Genomic DNA, 20,930 nt, shown 5'->3' on the forward strand with positions numbered 1-20,930 from the left:
CTGAGCATCTTTGCAGAGGAGAGCGGGATGAAATCTCAGTATCGTGTCGTGGTCATCGGTGGCGGCGTTGTGGGTGCCTCGGTTCTGTATCATCTGGCCAAGTTTGGCTGGTCGGATGTTGTCATGCTGGAACGGCGACGGCTGGCCTCGGGGTCATCCTGGCACGCGGCGGGCGGCATTCATGCACTGAACGCTGATCCGAACATGGCGGCGCTGCAATCATATACCATTGATCTGCTGAGTGAGATCGAAAAGGAATCGGGTCAGAACATCGGTCTGCATATGACCGGAGGCCTGACGCTGGCGGGCACGCCCGAACGGTGGGAGTGGTTGCAGGCCAACTACCGCATCTTTCAGTCTATCGGCATTGATGACTGCGAATTGCTGAGCGCCGAGGAAGCGCAGAAGCGCTGTCCAATTATGTCCACTGATGGCGTTCTAGGCGCTATGTGGGCGGATCGCGAAGGTTACATCGACACCACCGGTACCGTTCAGGCTTATGCCACAGCAGCAAAGAAACGTGGTGCCGAGTATTACGAAGAAACCAAGGTCGAAGAACTGATCCAGACCGATGACGGCTGGCAGGTTGTAACTGACAAGGGCACGATCACCTGCGAACATGTGGTCAACGCTGCGGGCCTGTGGGCCAAGCAAGTGGGGCGCATGGCGGGCGTGGAACTACCGGTTTCACCGCTAAAGCACCACTATCTGATCACCGACACGGTACCAGAGGTAGCGGCGGCGGATTTCGAGATGCCGATGACCGTCGACCTCGAAGGCTTCACCTATATGCGGCAGGATCAGAAGGGCGTCCTTGTCGGCATTTACGAAGTCGACCACGAACATTGGGCCATGGACGGAGCGCCCTGGAACTACGGCGAGGAACTGTTTCAGGAGCAACTCGACCGGATCGAGAATGAGCTGACACTGGGCTTTGAACGTTACCCGTCAATCCAGAATGTCGGTATCAAGACATGGGTAAATGGCGCGTTCACCTTTGCGCCTGATGGTAACCCGCTGGTCGGCCCGGTGCCGGGCAAGCGCGGTTACTGGTCGGCTTGTGCCGTGATGGCCGGGTTCCTGCAAGGCGGCGGTGTCGGCAAGACGCTGGCCGAATGGATGATCCATGGCGAGCCCGAGGCAGACGCCTGGCCAATGGATGTGGCGCGTTTTGGCGATTTTGCACAAAACAAACGTTACATCCGCGAAACCACCGGGCAGTTCTATTCCCGCCGTTTCGTGATGACCTATCCAAACGAACAGCTTCCCGCAGGTCGGCCGCTGAAAATGGCCCCGGCCCATGACGCGATGACCGAAGCGGGCTGCAAATGGGGCGTCAGCTGGGATCTCGAGGTGCCGCTGTATTTCGCGCCGAAAGGGTTCGAGGAAACGCCGACGCTCAAGCGATCGAACGCGCATGAGATCGTGGCGGAGGAATGCAAAACGATCCGAGAAGGTGTCGGCCTGATGGATATCTCGGGCTTTTCGCGGTTTGAGGTCAGGGGCCCGAATGCCGAGGTATGGCTGGACAAGGTAATGGCCTCGAAACTGCCCGCGCCGGGGCGCGCAAGACTGGCCCCGATGCTGGGTGAGAACGGGCGGCTCAAGGGTGATCTAACCGTGCTTAACTGGGGTGATGGTACATGGTGGATCATGGGCAGCTATTATCTGCGGGCCTGGCATATGCGCTGGTTCGACGACCACATGATGGATGGTGTCGATATCCGCGATCTGGGAGAAGAATACTGTGGATTCGGTCTGGTTGGTCCGAAATCGCAAGCCGTGATCGAGAAACTGGCCGAGCAGGATATCTCGGGTCTGAAATTCATGGGTTGCGGTGATTTCGATATCGGCCTTGTTCGCGCCCGCGTTGCGCGCATGTCGGTGACTGGCGAGAAAGGCTATGAGATCAACTGCCGTTACGGCGATCACATCAAACTGCGGCGCATGCTACTTGAGGCCGGGGACGACGAAGGTATTCGCGAATGCGGCTTCAACGCGATGCTATCGACGCGGCTGGAGAAAAGCTTTGGTATCTGGTCCGCGGAATTCACCCAGCTCTACACACCCGGTATGACCGGGATGGACCGTTGGATAGACTGGGACAAGGACTTTGTCGGCAAACAGGCTGCAATGGCCGAGCGCGATGGCAATGGTCCGGCGCAGGTGCAAGTGACGCTCGAGGTGGATGCGCTGGACGCGGACGCCAGCGGGTATGAACCGATCTGGGCAGGGGATGAGCGCGTCGGTTTTGTGACCTCTGGCGGGTACGGGCACTACACCGGCAAGTCTCTGGCCATGGCACTGGTAGATCGTGACAAGGCGGCACCGGGGACGGAATTGTCTGTACATGTGGTTGGCGTCGAACGACCCGCGCGTGTCATCGCACCGTCGCCTTATGACCCGCAGGGCAAAGCGATGAGGGGCTGACGGTGGCTACGCAAACCCCCGAACGCGGACGACGACGGCGAGGGCGCAGCGCGGATGCTGCGCCATCGGTCAGCCGCGACGTGAATTACCGCCAGCTGAAGAGCCCGTTTCCGTTGATGGAGGTGTTCCCGGCAGATCAGATCGCAGACATGCACGAGACTGCCCTACGCATGCTGCAAGAGCTTGGCATCAAGGTTCTGTTGCCCGAAGCGCGGCGTATTTTCGTAAAGGGCGGCGCGCGGGTGGATGAAGACAGCGAAATGGTCTTTATCGGACGCGATATGGTCGAGGCTGCCGTTGCCGCTGCACCCAAATCGATTGCCTGTCGCGCTGGCGCGCGGTGCAGGGATTTCACGCTGGAATTGGGCAGTCTTGTTTTTCAGCCGGGTGCAGGCGCCCCGAATGCCACAGATCTGGAGCGGGGACGCCGCCCAGCGACCGGCCAAGACTATCTGGATTTTCTGAAACTCACGCATCATTTCGACGTCTTTCAAATGATCTCACCACAAGTCGAGCCGCAGGATGTGCCGACCCATCTGCGTCACTACTTCACCACGCAGGCGCAGATGGAATTGACGGACAAGTTTCCGTTCTTCTTCTCACGCGGAACGCCGCAGGTGATGGATTGCTTCGAGATGCTGTCCACCGCGCGCGGCTTGTCGGATGAGGAGTTTCGCGGCACTGCGCGTTGTTATACAATCATCAATACCAACAGCCCACGCACCCTGGATATCCCAATGGCGCAGGGGTTGGTCGATTTTGCGCGCTACGGGCAGATGTCGATCATCACGCCGTTCACGTTGATGGGGGCGATGGCACCGATCACGGTGGCTGGTGCAATCACGCTGTCCCACGCCGAGGTGCTGGCTGCGCTGACACTCACGCAATTGACCAATCCGGGCGCGCCCACCTGTTATGGAACTTTCACCAGTAATGTAGATATGAAATCGGGCGCCCCCGCATTTGGAACGCCCTCGCATTTTCAGGCGTCGCTTGCAGCGGGGCAACTGGCCCGTCACTTGGGATTGCCATGGCGATCGGCGGCAGGCTCGGCATCGAACATGAACGATGTGCAGGCAGCCAACGAAAACCAGTTTGGCCTTTGGGGTTGCCTGATGGCCGGCGCAACTGTGATCATCCACTCGGCAGGCTGGCTGGAAGGCGGGCTGACTGTTTCGTTCGAAAAACTGATCTGCGACGCTGAGGTGCTGAACATGGTGGCCGAGCTGTGTGCCGGCGCGCAGGCCGGAACGGCCGAGATCGGCTTTGACACCGCGCTGCGCGAGGTTGCGCCCAGTGGGCATTTTTTTGCAACCAGCCAGACGATGGAGCGGTACAACACTGCGTTCTATGAGCCGCACGTACATGATTATGCCAATTTCGGCACCTGGGCCGAGCGCGGTTCGTTGGATGCCAGCAGCCGCGCGACCGGGGTATGGAAAGACATTCTGGCCAATTTTCAGGCACCCGCCCAGAACGAGGAACGGCTGGGTACGTTGCAGGAATTCATCGTTCGCCGTACCGAAGAGGGCGGTGCGCCGCCGGAGAGTTGAATGAGTACAAAACCCATCCTTCACCGTGACGACCCCGAGGCTGAACCGTTGGTCGGTAACATCAAGGTCACACGCGATGACTGGCTGAACGTGGCGATGGACGTCCTGATCTCGGACGGGGTGGACCAGATCAAGGTTCTGAACCTCGCCGAACGGATGGCTGTGTCGCGCTCGTCCTTCTATTGGTACTTCAAGTCCCGGCAAGAACTTCTGGATGCGTTGTTGGCGCGGTGGCAGGCAACCAACACTGCTGCACTGATCGCGCAGGCCGAGGCCCCCGCGAACACGATCACCGGGGCTGTCTGCAATGTGCATCGTTGCGTTGTGAACACCGACCTGTTCGATACAGCGCTGGATTTTGCCGTTCGCGACTGGGCGCGCAAATCGGGCAAGGTGCGGCGGTCTCTGGATCAGTCGGATGCCCGGCGGATGGAGGCATTGCATGCCATGTTCGTCCGCTATGGCTATTCCGAGATCGAGGCTGAAACGCGTGCCCGTGTGTTGTATTACATGCAGATCGGATACGACCTTGCGCAGTTGAACGAGCCAATGTCCACGCGGATCTCAATGGTTCCGCATTACCTGTACGTCTTCACCGGGGTTGAACCAAGGCCCGAGGAAGTCGCGGAATTCAGCGCCTATTCCCAGCGCTACTGGAAAGGAGCCCCCTCATGAGCCAACCAGACGCAATCATCATCGGAACTGGCGTCATCGGTGCAGCCATTGCGTTTGAGATGGCCAAGGCCGGCTGGAAAACGCTGTCGGTGGATCGCAACAGTCAGGTCGGTCATGGATCGACCGCGGGGTCTTGCGCGATCATCCGCATGCATTATTCGACGTTCGATGGCACGGCCTTCGCGTGGGAGGGGTATCACTACTGGCGCGACTGGGCTGCGTATCTGGGCTTGCCTGAAAATTCCAATCTTGCGCAATTTCGCGAGACTGGATGTCTGGTCATGAAGACCGAGGCCAACGGCATGTTGGATAAGCACATGTACAACAGCGCCGATCTGGATTGCCCATTCGAGGAATGGTCCGCTGACAAGATCGTCGAGCGCCTGCCGGTCTATACGTTGGACAGTTTTGCCCCGGCGCGGCGCTTGGACGACCCCGAATTCGGGCAACCCAACGGAGGAACGATGCAAGGCGGCGTGTTCTGGCCGCAGGCGGGTTACGTCACTGACCCGGCCCTTTCAGCGCAGAACCTGATGGATGCCGCGAAACAGCACGGGGCTGAGGTTCAGACCGGGGTAGAGGTCGTTGAGATCCTGACCCAGGATGGGCGTGCTTCTGGCGTCAAACTTGCGTCTGGTGAGGAAATCCACGCCAAGATTGTCGTAAATGTTGCCGGGCCGGGGTCGGCGATCATCAACAAGATGGCGGGCGTTCTGGACGATATGACCATCGAAACCCGCCCCCTGCGGCAGGAAGTGGTTCACGTACCAGCGCCTGAGGGGTTTGATTTCGAAAATCAGGGAACGATTGTCTCGGATAGCGACATTGCGTGTTACTGTCGCCCTGAACATGGAAATCATATTCTGGTCGGGTCCGAAGATCCAGAATGCGACCCGCATCAGTGGTGTGACGATGACATGCACTATAACCACGACTTTACGGATCAGTGGACGACTCAGGCGATGCGCTATGCCCAGCGCGTTCCAAGCCTTGGCATCCCGTCGAAAACGCGGGGCGTTGTTGATCTGTATGACGCCTCGACCGATTGGATTCCCATTTACGACAAATCCAACCTGCCTGGATTCTACATGGCCTGTGGCAGCAGTGGGAATCAATACAAGAACGCTCCGATTGCGGGTAAGATGATGACAGCGCTGATCGGGTATTGCGAGGGCGGGGCAGATCACGATGCCCAACCACTGCAGTTCGAGTTGCCCTATATCCAGCGGACGATTGACGTGGGGTTCTATTCGCGCAGGCGGCCGATTAACGAAGAAAGCAGTTTTTCGGTTTTGGGCTAGCCGATGAAGGGACACAGCTTTGGCTGTCACGGCAAACTATTGTCCCTTGTCGAACCCATTTCGGGGGTGCAGAGAGGACCTTTCAGCATCCTCGCTGCCTGATGCGAAGCGAGTGAGTGTCGCCCTTCGGGCCGAAGCCAATCTGCGCTGGCACGTATCGTTAGGTCGGTACTGGCGGGCCGGAAGTTGGCTTGCTCCCAATAAACAGACGCTTTGGATCAGTTATGATCGTCAGCCTCTCAAGCCGGTTCACTAGGTGACGTTGCCTGACGCCGTGAGCTGGCTAAGCCGCAAATGTCACCCAGGCCCAGACCATGACGATGTAAGTCAGATTGTGCATCAATTGATCCAGACCGGCAGCACGCCAAAATGCCGCCTGATTTGGTTGCAGCCGTTTTTTGTCAGAATAACGGGCTTTGGCAAAATCAATGTTGAAATGAACAACCCACTCCAGCGCAGCAACGATCAGGATGAAAGTCAACGGCGCGCCGAACAGCGCAAAGACCGCAACCGATCCCACGACGTGAACGGCAGCATGTTGCGCGCGACCCGCATGAAAATACTCGCCACGCCCGGCGAGCATTTTGGGTGTCTGTAGGTAGTAATCGGCAAACATATGTTTGATCTGCAATAAGCAGAGCATAAGAAACACTGCACCAAAACTGGCAGGCAAAAGTACACTCCCGATATCGTCCTGATTTGAACAGTAGGCATTATTGAACAGCCGCGCAAATGAACTAGTTCACACAAGGCGAAGAAATGTATCAGTTGGGAAAATATTTGCGTATCTCGGCCCGTATGCTGTAAATTCGCGCTGTTGAGTTTGCACGTATTACACCAAAATCGGATTGTTGATCAGCAGTAGGGGCGGGTTCCATAGAACGCACGATTTTTCGGTTCATCTGGAAATATTCCAAACGCGATCAGCTGATCCTGCTGACCGTGACGGCGACGCTGTTTCCGCTGCTGTACCTGACGCTTGAACTGCCCAAACGTATCATCAACGACGCGATCGGTGCCTCCAGCAGTATCGTGAACGTTTGGGGCTACAGCCTGCCCCAGACGAATTTCCTGATCATTCTGTGTTTTGCCTTTTTGGCGGCGGTTCTGGCCCATGGTTTGATGAAAATGCGCATCAATACCATGAAAGGCGTGTTGAGTGAGCGCATGTTGCGCCGGCTCCGCTATCAGCTGATCAGCCGGGCCTTGCGGTTTCCGCAACCTTATTTTGAACGTGTCAGCCAGGGCGAGCTGGTATCGATGATCACCGCTGAAAGCGAGCCGATGGGCGGACTGATGGGGGACGCGATCAGTCAACCGGTTCTGCAGGCAGGTCAGATGATCACCATTCTGTCCTTTCTGTTTCTGCAAAGCGTCTGGTTCGGTTTGGCCGCCGTTGCCCTGATACCGGTTCAGGCCTGGCTGATTCCGCGCTTGCAGCGTCAGATCAACTTGTTGAACAAGCGACGCATTCAAGAGGTGCGTGTACTGGCCGCTCAGATCGGTGAGAACGCGGCTGGTGCGTCCACGTTGCGCGCAAATGGCGGTTGGCGCTATCGCCAGGCGATGATCTCGGATCAGTTGGGACGCCTGTTTGGCATCCGGTTCGAAATTTATCAAAAGAAGTTCTTTATGAAGTTCATAAACAACTTCATTTCGCAACTGACACCATTCATGTTTTATCTGGTCGGTGGTTTGCTGGTCCTGCAGGGGTCCGTTTCGCTGGGCGCGCTGGTTGCCGCGCTGGCGGCGTACAAGGATCTGAGCTCTCCTTGGAAAGAGCTGTTGACCTATTACAATCAGACACAGGACATGTCGCTGCGCTGGGATGTGGTACTAGAGCGTTTTGCGCCATCCGGCATGCAGGATGAAAAGCTGTTCGAGGGTGAGCCTGAGACGCGCCCACGGTTGAATGGCGACATTGTTCTGGATCGTGTTTCGGTTCGTGACATCGATGGAAATCAGGTGCTGGACGATCTGAACCTGACATTCCCAAGCGGGCGAACGGTTGGAATCTCTGCCCCAAGTGAAGAAGACAGACGGGCGATTGCGGAACTGTTGACCCGGGAAATCACACCAAGCGCGGGCCGTGTTGAAATCGGGGATCAGAACCTCGCGGACCTGCATCAGGGCGTTGTTGCCGCGCGCATCGGGTATGCCTCGTCACGTCCGGTCATGTTTCAGGGAACACTGGGCGACAATGTTATGATGCCGATGCGGTACAAGCCGCTCTCGGCGCTGACGGACGATCCCGGTTATGCCGAAACTCTGCGGGCCGGGAACAGTGCCGACCCCTTTGAGACTGAATGGCTGGACCCGTCCCGGGCCGGGTTGGACACTGCTGAGGCTCTGCGAGACTGGTGGTTGAAGCTGATCGATGGGATGGGGTCTGGGGCGGCCTTGTTCCAGCGGGGGGCTGAACAGGTCTTTGATGCGAGCAACCATCCGGATCTGGCGCAGAAGCTGGTCGAGTTGCGCCAGCTGGTACAGCAAGCGGTTCAGGAGGCCGGGCTTGAGCAGCAAGCGCTGATCTTTGATCGCGACACATATAATCCGGCATTACCGGTGGCCGAGAACCTGTTGTTTGCCACCCCACGCGTTCCAGTAACGCAAGAGGTGCTGGCGCAGCAGACCGTCTTTTTGGGCCAATTGCGTGAGCTGGGTTTGGATGAAACACTGATCGCGTTGACCCGTGATGTGATCGACATGTTGCGTCAAATCTTTGGGTTGGACGGCACGGACCATCCCTTGTTTCGCAAGCTTGGACTTGAGGCGCAGACATATGAGGCCGCCGTGGAGCTCGTCGAACGCACCCGTAAGGAAGGGGCTGCGGGGCTGGATGATGCGCAGCTTGCCAATTTGCTGGCAGTACCGCTGGTGATTTCAGCGGAGCAGATCGGACCGGCGTTTACGGATGAGTTGAAAGACCGAATTCTGGAACTGCGGCATAGCCATTCCGAAAAACTTCTGGAGCGGTTGCTTGGTGTGTTCGTACCGCTGAACCCTGATGAGTTTGCACCCGGACTGACGGTGATGGAGAATGCTTTGTTCGGCAAAGTCAGTCAGATCGGTGGGACGCGCTCGGATGAAGCGCGCAAACTGATTGTTGATGTGCTGGCCGGAAATGGCGCGCGACCGTTGGTTGTCGAATTGATCTACGACGTCCCTGTGTCCTTGGGCGGGCAGAGCCTGCCAGCGGTCTTTGCGGAACCGTTGGCCTTTACGCGAGCGACGATCAAGAAACCTGACATTTTGATCCTGGAAAGCGCGCTGGCCAGCTATGACATGCAGACACAGGTGGCCGTGTACAAGAATCTGCGCGCGCTCTTGCCCGAGACCACAGTTGTTTATCTGAATGATCAGTTCGAGAACCCGGATGTTTTCGACATGCACGTCGAAATCCGTCAAGGTCGTGTGGTCTCGGACGAAGGACCTGCGGACGTGGAAGAAGACAGTGCCGCCTCGGCCGATCTGGCGCGTAAACTACGCGCCTTGGAACAGACCCCGCTGTTTTCGGGGCTGGACCGCAGGCAGCTGCGCCTGCTGGCCTTTGGTGCCCGCTGGTTCAACGCGGTGCCGGGGCAGATCGTGTTTCTGAAGGACGATCAACCGACAGATGGTGCATATGTGGTGCTGGAAGGTGAGGCTGGATTGTACCTGCCGCAGGCCGAAGGGTCTGATCAGTTGATCACGAAGGTCGGGTCAGGCGCTTTGGTGGGGGAGCTGGGATTGATCCGAAAGGAACCGCGCGCGCTAAGCATGGTGGCTGAAACCGATCTGTCCTGCCTGCGTATCGGCGAAGAAGAATTCCTGGCCGTGGTTGAAAACGATGCCGCGACCGCGTTCAAGCTGCTGCAGGTGATCGCAGGGTATGTTTCAAACTAGCGCTCAGCCGTTGGGTTTGCAGAACAGATCATAGAGCAATTCGATGATCTGTGCCGTCTTCCCGTCTTGCAGCGAGTAGTAGACAGTTTTGCCGTCCCGGCGGGCGGTGACGCGATCTTCCTCGCGAAGCCGCGCCAGTATCTGGCTGACGGCGGCCTGACGGATTTGCAGCAGGTTTTCCAGCTCTCCGACGGATTTCTCACCTTGCCCCAGATGGCACAGGGTCATCAGGCGGCCCTCATGCGCCAGCGTCTTGAGAAAGGCAGCGGCGCGAGCGGCGTTGTCTTTCATGCCGGGCAGCGAATCCGGGGGTTGGATCTGGGGTTCAATGTCTTTGAGTGTCACGAATAAGCCGTCTTGCAACTTGAAGTTGGCGTAATATGCCTCAACCCGAGCCCCCTTGTCACCCCTTGGTGGCGGGGGCGCCACCCTGAAACGCGTTGCCGTTGACATAATCGCAGGGCTCCTCCTGCATCTGCAGGTGCAAACCATCCCCGGTATACGGATGGGCGCGGGCCAAGTCTTCGTCCACGTCGATTCCCAAACCGGCCGCAGTCGGAGCGGTGACGAATCCGTCGTCGACACGCAAGGTGCCTTTGATCAGTTGATCGTGAAACGGTGTATCGATGGATTCCAGCATCAACAGGTTGGGGATTGATGCCGCAAGGTGGATATTCGCAGCCCATTCCAGCGGACCTGCATAAAGGTGCGGTGCCATCTGGGCGTTGAACACTTCGGCCATTGCGGCCACTTTTTTCATTTCCCAAATGCCGCCCGCCCGACCCAAAGCTGGTTGCAGGATTTCCGCAGCACCTGCGCGTAAGACCGCACCAAATTCGGCCTTAGTGGTCATGCGTTCACCGGTTGCAACCGGGATGCGGACGTTGCGCGCGACGCGGGCCATGTCTTCGATCATATCCGGAGGTGTGGGTTCTTCGAACCAAAGTGGGGAGTAAGGCTCTAACGCTTGACCCAGACGAATGGCCCCTGCTGTGTTGAATTGGCCGTGCGTACCGAACAACAGATCGGCCTTGTCGCCCACGGCGTCTCGGATCGCTTTGCAGAAAGCGACCGACATTGAAATGTCGGACATTGCTGGCATATGCCCGCCCCGGATCGTGTAAGGCCCGGCTGGGTCAAACTTGACGGCCGTGTATCCGCGCCGGACCATTTCGGCGGCACTTTCGCCTGCCAGTTCCGGTGAGGTCCAGAAGTCGTCCAGATCATGGTGGGGCAGGGGATAGAGATAGGTGTAGGCGCGGATGCGCTCGTTCATCTTGCCGCCAAGAAGGGCATAGACAGGCCGGTCGCGATCTTTCCCCAAGATATCCCAGCACGCGATTTCCAGACCAGAAAACGCCCCCATCACGGTCAGGTCCGGGCGTTGGGTGAAGCCACTGGAGTAGGCGCGACGGAACATCAGCTCGATATTCTCGGGGTTTTCACCCAACATATGCCGCTCGAATACGTCACGGATGACGTGGCGCATGGCGTCGGGTCCGACCGAGGACGCGTAACATTCCCCCCAGCCGGTAACGCCCGTGTCAGTCGTCACCTTGACCAGTATCCAATAGCGCCCACCCCATCCGGGTGCCGGAGGCGCAGTCACGATGATGTCGAGGTCCTGCAGTTTCATCCGGTATCCTCCCGTCAGGCGCCTTTAGCCTTTGTCGAACATGATCACATTGCGCTTGGCCGAGCCGGTTTTGGTGTCCGCAATGGCTTCGTTGATCTGGTCCAGTGACCAGCGACCCGAAATCAGCTCATCCAACTTCAACCGCCCCTGTTCATAGAGATCGATCATCCAGGGGATGTCACGCTGAATAACCACATCGCCCATTTTCGAGCCCACAAGACCTTGGCCCAAGGCCGCCAAAACCACGGGTTCATAGCGCGCCTCATCACCGGAATGCGGCATCCCGATCATGACGGCCCGGCCGCCACGCCCGAGATACCGAGGAGCCTGTTCATAGGCCGGGATCGCGCCAACGGTGATCAGTACCGCATCAGCACCGCGCCCGCCCAGTGCCTTGTAAGCCGCTTTCCAGGGTTCTTTGATACTGGCCAACACACCGTGCGTCGCGCCGAACTCTTTGGCGATTTCCAGTTTTTCTTCGGTCATGTCCACAGCCACGATACGGCGCGCGCCTGCGATCCGTGCGCCTTGAATGGCGTTCAGGCCGACGCCGCCTGCTCCGATCACCACGACATCCTGGCCGGGGCGTAACCCGGCGGTATTGATTGCGGCGCCAACGCCGGTAATGACGCCGCAGGATAAAAGACTGGCCAGATCTTTGGGCAGGCTTTCCGGGATTTTGACGATCTGTCGATGGCTGACGACGACCTTTTCAGCAAAGGCGCCGCAGGCCATTGCCTGTTCCAGCGGGCCTCCGTCGCTGGTGCGAAGCGGGCCTTTGATGGCGTCATAGGGTGTTTCGCAGATTGTCGGTTTACCGCTGGCGCAGGACGGGCAGGACCCGCAGGCGCGGATCAGCGTGACAACAACCGGATCACCAAGTTTGAAATCGCCAGCAGCGTCGCCGACTGCGCTGATCACTCCGGCTGCTTCGTGGCCGTAGACGGCGGGCAGGAACCCGCCCCAGGCGCCGTCGGCATAAGAAATGTCCGAATGGCAAATGGCTACCGCCTCCAGCGTCACCTCAACCTCTCCGGCTCCGGGGGCGGCAAGCTGAACGTCTTCGATGACCAGGGGTTCATTAAAAGCCCGACACACGGCGGCTTTGATGGTTTGCATGTTGTCCCTCACTCCGTTTGATGCACGGTGGCGTGGGAACACACAGGCCGCAAGGCAGAAACCGCCAAAGATGTGTCGTTGTTATGCCACGACGGGGCGGGATCGCCAAAACAGGAAGAAACCACCCAGCATCAGCACCAATGCCAGCAAGAACGGCGCGCCCGGCAGGTAGATTGCGGTATCCGGCCGGATGAACTGTGCAAACACACTGGTCATCAACAGTGGTGAAATCACCATGGACAGGGCGCTAAGGGCTGCCAGAACCCCCTGCAACTCACCTTGCTGAGAATCCGGTGTGGCACGCGACATCATCGCTTGTAGCGCAGGGGTAATTACCGCCCCTAATGCGGTGATGGGGATCAGCAATAGCGCGATCATTCCGTTGGTCAGAAACGCCAGCAGCGCAAAGCTGATGATCTCAAAGACCATCCCCCAAATGATTGTCATTCGTTCCCCAAGGTAGCGCGCTGCCGGTCGGATCAAGCCCCCTTGCACCGCGGCCATGCCGATGCCGTATACGCCCAAGGAAAGCCCGATCATCTGCGGTGACCAACCGAATCGCTCGGTGGTGAAATAAGACCAGATCGCCGGGTAGACGTAGATCGAAACTGAATAGAGGAAGTAGACCCACAACATCGGGCGTATTCCGGGTAGCGCTGCAATCGCGCGCAGGGAATTCACCGGGTTCGCACGTCGCAGACTGAATGAGCGTCGGGTTTTGTCTGATACGGTTTCCGGCATCACCAGGAGGCCAACGCCAAAAATCAGGGCCGACAATGCAGCGGCAGCCCAGAACGGGGCGCGGGTACCGTATCCGCTTAGCAATCCGCCCATGACCGGTCCAAGGACAAACCCAACACCAAAGGCAGCACCCAGAAGTCCGAAGTTTGCGGCCTTTTCATGCGGTTTTGACACATCGGCCATGAAAGCGGCCGCCGTGGAATGGGTGGCAGCTGTGATGCCGCCGACAATCCTGCCAATCAGTAAAAGCCAGATGCTACCAGCGATGGCCATGACCACGTAATCCAGCGCCATCACAAACAGGGACACCAGCAACACAACCCGGCGGCCATAGGCATCGGACAGATTGCCCAAAATGGGTCCGAACACAAACTGCATCGCCGCAAAAGCCGTGCTGAGAATGCCGCCCCAAATCGCGGCATTGGCCAGCGTTCCGCCCTGCACTTCGACAATCAGTTGCGGCATGATCGGCATCACGAGGCCGATGCCCATCGCGTCGATCATGACTGTGCTGAGAACAAAGGCAAAAGGCAGGCGCATGGGAACCATTCGAAATATCTGTTCCCGGCACCCTATGCACAGTCAGGGACTTAGGAAAGTCAGCCCTTGGGCTTTTGCCACTGACGTCCCGTAACGACCGCAAGGAACCATGTTACAGTTTACGTTCCAGCTCGGTCAGGATTTCCGCCAGCTTGCGTGGATGCGAAAAGAAGGCCGAATGTGAACTGTCGATGGTGCGGCGCAGGTCCGCAGGAATGAATTCGCTCATCTGCGCCTGATAGTCGGTCGGAACTGTTCGATCGTCGGTGCTGCGAATGTAAGCCTTCGGCACTTTGCGAAATTTTTCACCAACGGGCAGCGGCGTGTCCTGAGGTCGGATGGCCTGAGGGCACAGGCGGGCAAAAGCAAAAGGCACAATTTCGGGGACGCAATCGTGATAAAACAATGCCTGTACGCAATCGGGATGAACGGTGTAGGACAGGCCATCGGCGGATTTCTCGACTGCATCGACAATGGTCTGCGCGGGGCCGCGTCTGCGCATCTCGACCATCGAAACTCCGTCATGCGGGACATATGCGCTGAGATAGATCAGCGCGCGCATGGCCTTTGGATTTGCCTCGGCAGCGGCGCTGATCGGATAGCCGCCCCAGGAATGACCAACAATAATTGTATCTGGCGTCGCCGCCGATAGGATCGCATCCCGGCAACTGTCCAACGTGACCTCTGAGATAGGCGTCGGGTCCGAGCCGTGGCTGGGCAGATCAATGGCACGGGCGATGTGGCCCATCGCCTCAAGCTCTGGGATCAGATCGCGCCAACACCAGGCGCCGTGACAGGATCCATGGACCAACAGGAAATCGGCCAAGGTGATGCTCCTTCAAATATGTCCGATATCGGTTAGAAAACGTTGCAGCAGCGCGGCGTATTCCACCGGTTTTTCAACGCAGGGCAGGTGGCCGGCCCGGCGCATCAATTCGAACCGAGAGCCGGGGATCAGGTCGATGGTCTCGCGGACCAAATCCGGCGGGGTCGATCCGTCCTCACTGCCTGCGATGCCCAGTGTGGGCAGGCGCAGACCGCTGGTGGGCGTATAGAAATCCGTCCCCGCGATGGCGGCGCAGCATCCCAGATACCCATCAACTGGCTGGCGCACCATCATGGTACGCCACGCAAGATGATCTGCGGACGCGCGATAATCCCGAGAGAACCAGCGCTCCATGGTGGCATCTGCCAACGCCTCAATTCCACCCGAACGGACGGCGGCCATGCGGTCCTGCCAGATGGGCGGTGTGCCAATCTTTGCGGCGGTGTTCGACAAGACCAGCGCACGGATCTGATCCATACGTTTTACGGCAAGGCCTTGCGCGATCATGCCACCGATGGATAAGCCGACGAATACACAATCCCTCACGTCCAGATGATCCAGCAGCGCCTCGGCATCCCGGATCAAAGCGCCCATGGAATAGGGGGCGGGCGGGGCAGATGACAGCCCGTGCCCTCGTTTGTCATAGCGGATGATACGCAGCCCGGAAGGTAGATGCGGCAGCACCGCATCCCACAAGCGCAGGTCGGTTCCCAGCGAATTGGCAAACACGATCGGAACGCCATCCGCTGCACCATCAATCCGATAATGCAGGTGTACATCGCCGAGATCAGCAATCTTCATGACTTCATCCTTGTCGCCACGGGTTGCAGGACGCAGGTTGCACAGGTTTGGGGCAGTTGTCAGGTCAGGAATTCCAACGCGCGGCTAAAGACCTCAGGGTCGACGTTCCCGCCAGAAGCGACCACGATGACCGCATCCCCGTTGATGTCGTCATTCCGGAACAAAGCCGATGCCAATGCTACAGCGCCGCCCGGTTCCAGCACGATCTTGAGGCGCAGAAAGGCCTGTGCCATCGCGCGCAACGCTTCTTCTTCGGTCACAGACAAACCCGGCCCACACAGGCGGTGCAGAATCGGAAACGTGATCTTTCCGGGCTGGGGCGTCAGGATGGCGTCGCAAATGTTGCCCGACGCCGCGTTGTTGTTCTGGATCTGACCCGTCGCCAGCGAGCGTTTGACGTCATCAAACCCCTCCGGCTCGCAAGGGCGCGCGCGCAGGCCGGGCGCGTGTTTTTCCAGTGCCAGCGCAATGCCCGAGGTCAGACCGCCGCCGCCGCAACAGACCAGCACATCGGCTTCGGTTACGCCCATCGTTGCGGCCTGATGGGCGATTTCTAGGCCGGTGGTGCCTTGTCCGGCAATGACTTGCGGTTCGTCATAGGGTCGGATCAACGTCAGGCCGCGTTCAGTGGCCAATGCCTCGCCAATCTCTTCGCGGCTTTCCGTGGCGCGGTCATACAGAACCACTTCGCCACCCAAGGCTTTTGTGTTGTCAATCTTCAACTGCGGCGCGTCGGACGGCATGATGATGACCGACGCGATACCATGTTTTGATGCCGCCAAGGCGACGCCTTGCGCGTGGTTGCCCGAAGAATAGGCGATAACACCGCGCTGTCGGTCTTCATCGCTGAGGGCGGAAATGGCCGACCACGCACCGCGAAACTTGAAACTGCCCGTGTGTTGCAGGCATTCGGGCTTTACCAGAACCCGGCAGCCTGCGATCTCATCCAGAAAAGGAGAGGTCAGGACAGGGGTTTCCCTGCCATGGCCTTTCAACCGCTCAGCTGCGGCTTCGATCATTTCAATAGTGCTCATGCAGCGTTCAATACCTTGCGAATGACATCAAGTGATTGTGGTTCGTTCAAAAACGGGACGTGGCCACGGTCTGGAACCTCTGTTGATATTAGCTTGGGGTGGCGGTCAAGCATCTCTGCCAGCGTGTCCGCGCTCAGCAGATCCGAAGTCGCGCCCCTGATTGCGCCGGTTGGGATGCCGCGCAATGCCTCGAAGAACTCCCACAGATCCAGAGCCGAACCAGCAGCGGCTTGCTCGATCAATGCGGTGCGCAGGGCAGGATCATAGCGCAAGGTCAGACCATCCGCTTGCTCGTCAAACTGGAACTCTGCTTGCTGGCGCCAAACCTTAAACGGGACGCCGGGGAACTGAGGTTCCATCAGGTGTTTGAGTGCCTGCGCAGCTTCGTCAAAGGTTTTCGACGCTGGCTGGACACCAACATAAGTCATGATCTTGGCAATACCGGCAGGCTCGATCACTGGCCCTACATCATTCAGGATGACGCCCGACAAGCGTTCTGGATGGCTGGCGGCCAGGGCCATGGCGATCAGGCCTCCGCGCGAGGTGCCCAGAATGGTCGCCTTTGAGAGACCCAAATGATCCAGTAGTTCGATCGCGTCCTGGCCTTCGCGAAAAATGTTGTAGTTCATGTGGTTGGCATCGTACGCGGACTGCCCGCGCCCGCGGTAATCCATCGTGACCTGGCGCAGGTCGGTCACATGCGGCGCGAGAAACGAAAAATCACTGCTATTGCGCGTCAAACCGGCCAGACACAGCAAAGGTGTGCCGGTGCCGGTATCTTCGAAATAAATGCGAATGCCATCTGAGGTGGTGAAATCCGCCATCAAAGACCGGCCAATTCAGGGATCGAGGTCAGATCGGACAACACATGCGCTGGCGTCCAGGGCAGGCGGTCCATTGGCTCGCTGGCCCGATTGACCCATGCGGTGACAAAGCCATATCCGCTTGCGCCGGCTGCGTCCCAACCGTTCGAGCTGACGAAGAGAACCTCGTTGCGGGCACACCCGAACCGGTCCTGCACCAGATCGTAGACACGAGAATGTGGTTTGAAGACGCCGACGCTTTCCACCGAAAGAACATCGTCCAACACATCACCGATTCCGGCGGATTGTACTGCGCCATCCAGCATCGGTGGCGATCCGTTCGAAAGAACTGCGGTTTGCAAGCCGCCATCTTTCAATGCTTTCAGCATGTCGGGAACCTCTGGGTAGGCGCGCAGTTCCCAGTACAGATCCAAAAGACGCTGACGCAGCTTTTCGTCCCCCTGCAATCCGGTGGCCTCCAGCGCCCAATCCAAACCGTCCTGCGTGACATCCCAGAAATCGGTATGTGCATCGGCCACGGCCCGCAACCATGTATATTGCAGCTGTTTCAGGCGCCAGTGAGTGGCAAGATCGGGCCATTTGTCCCGAAGCGCTTCGAATCCCGCTTCGGATGCGGCCTGCCGTGCTGCAGCGGCCACGTCGAATAGCGTACCGTAGGCGTCGAAAACGCAGGTTTTGATTGCCATCCGCTCCTCCTCATTTCGGGTGCAGGTTGGCACAACAGATGAGGGCGTTAAAGGGCCAAGGGTTTACATCATTGTGTCATCCCCTAGGGTTGGGCGTTCATTCCTATAAAGGTCGGAGATCAACATGACCGAAATCAAACAAGGCGACACGGTTCGCATCCACTATACCGGGACGCTGTTGGACGGAAACGTCTTCGACAGTTCCGAGGGACGCGATCCGCTGGAGTTCGAGGTCGGCTCGGGGCAGATCATCCCCGGTCTGGACAGCGCCATGCCCGGTTTGTCGGTTGGTGAGAAAAAGCGGGTCGAGATTGCCTGCGTCGATGCGTACGGCCCAATCAATCCGGGGATGCGTCAGGATATTCCGCGCGAAGGCATTCCCGATGATATCCCGCTGGAACCCGGTACACAGTTGCAAATGCAAACGCCGGATGGACAGGCACTGCCGGTCACCGTTGTCGAGGCAAATGATGCGACAGTGACACTGGATGCGAACCACCCGCTAGCCGGGCAGGATCTGGTTTTTGAGATCGAGGTTGTTTCGATCAACTAGGCATTGTCCCGGTCGCCTGAGCGGCCAGGGTACTAACCGAGCAGGGCTTTTACAGCTTCGCGAATTGGTGGCTGTGTGAAAAACACGAACAGCAGCAGCAATGAGGTCAGCGTCAGCAACAGTATTCTGGCGCGACCACTCAGAAAGCCCTGCTTTCGTCGAGCAGTCGAACTTCGCGGGTTATTGGCTATGATCTGGTCAAGTTTGCTCATATTGGTATCCCTGCCGCTGAAAGATGGTGAAATCTTGGCAGTGGCAGGGAAATATATGGTCACATGAAATCGGGCTGTGGCATTCCCAGAACATGAAAGCCGCCATCAACGCGGATGATTTCGCCTGATGTGCACGATCCCGCATCCGAGGCGAGATAAACGGCGGTGCCGCCGACGGCTTCGAGCGTGGCGTTCGAGCGCATGGGCGCATTCTGATCGCAGAATTTATAGGTTTTACGCGCACCACCGATGGCGGCGCCGGCCAGAGTTTTCATTGGCCCGGGCGAGATCGCGTTTACCCGAATACCCTCGGGGCCCAGGTCGTTCGCCAGGTACCGTGTCGCCGATTCCAGTGCCGCCTTGGCGACGCCCATGACGTTGTAGTTTGGCACAACCTTGTTCGAGCCCTGATAGGTCAAGGTCAGCAATGTGCCACCATTGTCCTGCATCAGCGGATAAGCACGACGTGCGACTTCGATGAAGGAATAGGCCGAAACGTCCATCGAGTGTTTGAAATTGGCGCGTGTCGTATTCAGGAACCGGCCTGTCAGTTCGGATTTGTCCGAATAGGCGATGGCGTGGACCACAAAGTCGATGGTTGGCCAGCGTGCGCCCAATTCGTCAAATGCCCGATCCAACGAGGCATCGTCAGTGACATCCGCGTCGACCATGAAGTCGCTGCCAAGGCTTTGGGCCAGCGGCTCCAACCGCTTGCCGAAGGCCTCGCCCTGATAGGTGAATGCCAGTTCAGCGCCCGCCTCGTGCATGGCCTTGGCAATGCCCCACGCGATTGAGCGGTCGTTTGCCACTCCCATGATCAGGCCGCGTTTACCCTTTAGAAGTTCCGACATCACATTCACCCGTTATACTTGGACAGAACCATGGATCCGTTTGTGCCGCCAAAGCCGAAGCTGTTGGTCATCACACTGTCCAAGCCTGCGTTTTCAACCACTTGAGTTGCAATTTCACCGGGCAGGATGCCTTCGGCAAGAGTGTCGACGTTGATCGACGGCGTAATAAAATCATGGCGCAGCATCAGCAGACAGAAGATCGTCTCAAGCGCACCGGCCGCGCCCTGCGCGTGACCTGTCATCGATTTGGTCGATGAAATTGGCGGCACATTGCCTTCGCCAAAGATGCGGCGCACTGCTTCAACCTCACCGACATCACCGACCGGGGTCGATGTGCCATGGGCATTGATGTACCCGACTTTGCGACCTTCGGGGACGGTTGCCAACGCAAGGCGCATTGCGCGCTCGCCGCCTTCGCCAGACGGGGCCACCATATCGTGCCCGTCCGAGGTGGCGGCAAAGCCAGTCACTTCGGCATAGATTTTGGCACCGCGGGCCACGGCGTGTTCCAGATCTTCCAGAACCACGATGCCACCACCACCGGAGATCACGAACCCATCGCGGTCCTGATCGAAGGCACGGGATGCCTTTTCCGGAGTATCGTTGTATTTCGAGGACATCGCGCCCATGGCGTCAAACAGACAGGACAAGGTCCAGTCCAGTTCTTCGCCGCCGCCGGCGAACATCACGTCCTGCTTGCCCATCATGATCTGTTCCGCCGCGTTGCCGATGCAGTGCAGGGATGTCGAGCAGGCTGATGTGATCGAATAGTTGATGCCCTTGATCTTGAACGCGGTCGCGAGGTTGGCTGAAATGGTCGAGCACATGCACTTTGGCACCGCGAAGGGGCCGATGCGCTTGGTCGCGCCGTTTTTCAGAACCGTCTGGTGCGCTGTCAGCATGGCGCTGGTCGATGGGCCACCAGACCCGGCCACCAGACCGGTGCGTGGGTTTGTGACCTGATCTTCCGTCAGCCCCGCATCGGTAATCGCCTGGCTCATGGCGATATGGGCATAGGCCGCGCCGGGGCCCATGAAACGCAGGGTGCGTTTGTCCACATGCTCGGCCACGTCGATTTTCAGCGATCCGGCGATCTGGCTGCGAAAGCCATGTTCGACCATCTGCTCATTGGCCTCGATGCCGGATTTGCCTGCTTTGAGCGAGGCGAGAACCTCTTCGGCATTGTTCCCGATGGAGGAAACAACCCCCAACCCGGTGACGACGACGCGACGCATAGGCGTACTCCTTATTTGGGCCAGTTCA

The 20,930-nt window shown here is 58.2% G+C and carries 19 protein-coding genes; 6 read left to right on the plus strand and 13 right to left on the minus strand.

The window, feature by feature from the left end:
* Window positions 1–27 precede the first annotated feature (27 nt).
* From HW561_RS14880 to HW561_RS14895, 4 genes are read left to right on the plus strand one after another with little or no spacing between them, the layout of a single operon-like run.
* Entirely contained in the window at window positions 28–2,430 is a 2,403-nt protein-coding gene (locus HW561_RS14880) for a GcvT family protein (RefSeq protein ID WP_176866132.1), read from the plus strand.
* Window positions 2,431–2,432: 2 nt separating this feature from the next.
* Entirely contained in the window at window positions 2,433–3,983 is a 1,551-nt protein-coding gene (locus tag HW561_RS14885) for a trimethylamine methyltransferase family protein (protein ID WP_328803294.1), read from the plus strand.
* Window positions 3,984–4,658, plus strand: a complete 675-nt coding sequence (locus HW561_RS14890; RefSeq protein WP_176866133.1) for a TetR/AcrR family transcriptional regulator — start codon at window positions 3,984–3,986, stop codon at window positions 4,656–4,658. It begins immediately after the preceding gene.
* A complete protein-coding gene (locus HW561_RS14895; RefSeq protein ID WP_176866134.1) occupies window positions 4,655–5,959 on the plus strand; it encodes an NAD(P)/FAD-dependent oxidoreductase in 1,305 nt (434 codons plus the stop codon). Before HW561_RS14890 ends, HW561_RS14895 begins: the two co-directional genes overlap by 4 nt.
* A gap of 283 nt (window positions 5,960–6,242) precedes the next feature.
* On the opposite strand, the gene HW561_RS14900 is transcribed toward HW561_RS14895, so the two are convergent.
* A complete protein-coding gene (locus tag HW561_RS14900; RefSeq protein WP_235962924.1) occupies window positions 6,243–6,602 on the minus strand; it encodes a DUF3307 domain-containing protein in 360 nt (119 codons plus the stop codon).
* Between the two features lie 245 nt (window positions 6,603–6,847).
* Between HW561_RS14900 and HW561_RS14905 the strand changes: the two genes are divergently transcribed.
* Window positions 6,848–9,844 carry an ABC transporter transmembrane domain-containing protein gene (locus tag HW561_RS14905; RefSeq protein WP_176866231.1) on the plus strand — a complete coding sequence of 999 codons (2,997 nt, stop codon included), beginning with the start codon at window positions 6,848–6,850 and terminating at the stop codon, window positions 9,842–9,844.
* Between the two features lie 3 nt (window positions 9,845–9,847).
* Here the strand turns inward: HW561_RS14905 and HW561_RS14910 are convergent, their stop codons facing one another.
* The 9 genes from HW561_RS14910 to HW561_RS14950 form a co-directional block, all read right to left on the minus strand.
* Window positions 9,848–10,135, minus strand: a complete 288-nt coding sequence (locus tag HW561_RS14910; RefSeq protein ID WP_176866232.1) for an ArsR/SmtB family transcription factor — start codon at window positions 10,133–10,135, stop codon at window positions 9,848–9,850.
* A gap of 112 nt (window positions 10,136–10,247) precedes the next feature.
* Window positions 10,248–11,480, minus strand: coding sequence for a mandelate racemase/muconate lactonizing enzyme family protein (locus tag HW561_RS14915; protein ID WP_176866136.1), 1,233 nt, complete (start codon window positions 11,478–11,480; stop codon window positions 10,248–10,250).
* 24 nt (window positions 11,481–11,504) lie between these two features.
* Entirely contained in the window at window positions 11,505–12,599 is a 1,095-nt protein-coding gene (locus HW561_RS14920; RefSeq protein ID WP_176866137.1) for a Zn-dependent alcohol dehydrogenase, read from the minus strand.
* A gap of 81 nt (window positions 12,600–12,680) precedes the next feature.
* Window positions 12,681–13,880: a TCR/Tet family MFS transporter gene (locus tag HW561_RS14925; protein ID WP_176866138.1), complete on the minus strand. Its 1,200-nt coding sequence runs from the start codon at window positions 13,878–13,880 to the stop codon at window positions 12,681–12,683.
* 112 nt (window positions 13,881–13,992) lie between these two features.
* A complete protein-coding gene (locus HW561_RS14930; protein ID WP_176866139.1) occupies window positions 13,993–14,706 on the minus strand; it encodes an alpha/beta fold hydrolase in 714 nt (237 codons plus the stop codon).
* A gap of 12 nt (window positions 14,707–14,718) precedes the next feature.
* Window positions 14,719–15,507 (minus strand): 3-oxoadipate enol-lactonase, encoded by a 789-nt coding sequence (pcaD, locus tag HW561_RS14935; protein WP_176866140.1) that lies wholly within the window; start codon window positions 15,505–15,507, stop codon window positions 14,719–14,721.
* Window positions 15,508–15,566: 59 nt separating this feature from the next.
* Window positions 15,567–16,541, minus strand: a complete 975-nt coding sequence (locus HW561_RS14940; protein WP_176866141.1) for a threonine ammonia-lyase — start codon at window positions 16,539–16,541, stop codon at window positions 15,567–15,569.
* Window positions 16,538–17,365, minus strand: coding sequence for an alpha/beta fold hydrolase (locus tag HW561_RS14945; RefSeq protein ID WP_176866142.1), 828 nt, complete (start codon window positions 17,363–17,365; stop codon window positions 16,538–16,540). Before HW561_RS14945 ends, HW561_RS14940 begins: the two co-directional genes overlap by 4 nt.
* Entirely contained in the window at window positions 17,365–18,051 is a 687-nt protein-coding gene (locus HW561_RS14950; RefSeq protein WP_176866143.1) for a haloacid dehalogenase type II, read from the minus strand. Before HW561_RS14950 ends, HW561_RS14945 begins: the two co-directional genes overlap by 1 nt.
* 124 nt (window positions 18,052–18,175) lie before the next feature.
* On the opposite strand from HW561_RS14950, the gene HW561_RS14955 reads away from it, so the two are divergent.
* Window positions 18,176–18,604 (plus strand): FKBP-type peptidyl-prolyl cis-trans isomerase, encoded by a 429-nt coding sequence (locus HW561_RS14955; RefSeq protein ID WP_176866144.1) that lies wholly within the window; start codon window positions 18,176–18,178, stop codon window positions 18,602–18,604.
* Window positions 18,605–18,636: 32 nt separating this feature from the next.
* On the opposite strand, the gene HW561_RS14960 is transcribed toward HW561_RS14955, so the two are convergent.
* Genes HW561_RS14960 through fabB form a run of 3 tightly spaced genes read right to left on the minus strand, consistent with a single transcriptional unit; the run spans window position 18,637 to window position 20,902 of the window.
* Window positions 18,637–18,816 (minus strand): hypothetical protein, encoded by a 180-nt coding sequence (locus tag HW561_RS14960; RefSeq protein WP_176866145.1) that lies wholly within the window; start codon window positions 18,814–18,816, stop codon window positions 18,637–18,639.
* A 59-nt stretch (window positions 18,817–18,875) separates the two neighbouring features.
* Complete coding sequence (locus HW561_RS14965; RefSeq protein ID WP_176866146.1) at window positions 18,876–19,667, minus strand: enoyl-ACP reductase FabI; 792 nt, start codon at window positions 19,665–19,667, stop codon at window positions 18,876–18,878.
* A 5-nt stretch (window positions 19,668–19,672) separates the two neighbouring features.
* Window positions 19,673–20,902: a beta-ketoacyl-ACP synthase I gene (gene fabB / locus HW561_RS14970; RefSeq protein ID WP_176866147.1), complete on the minus strand. Its 1,230-nt coding sequence runs from the start codon at window positions 20,900–20,902 to the stop codon at window positions 19,673–19,675.
* Window positions 20,903–20,930 lie beyond the last annotated feature (28 nt).

Source organism: Ruegeria haliotis (assembly GCF_013377785.1).
Taxonomy (GTDB): domain Bacteria; phylum Pseudomonadota; class Alphaproteobacteria; order Rhodobacterales; family Rhodobacteraceae; genus Ruegeria; species Ruegeria haliotis.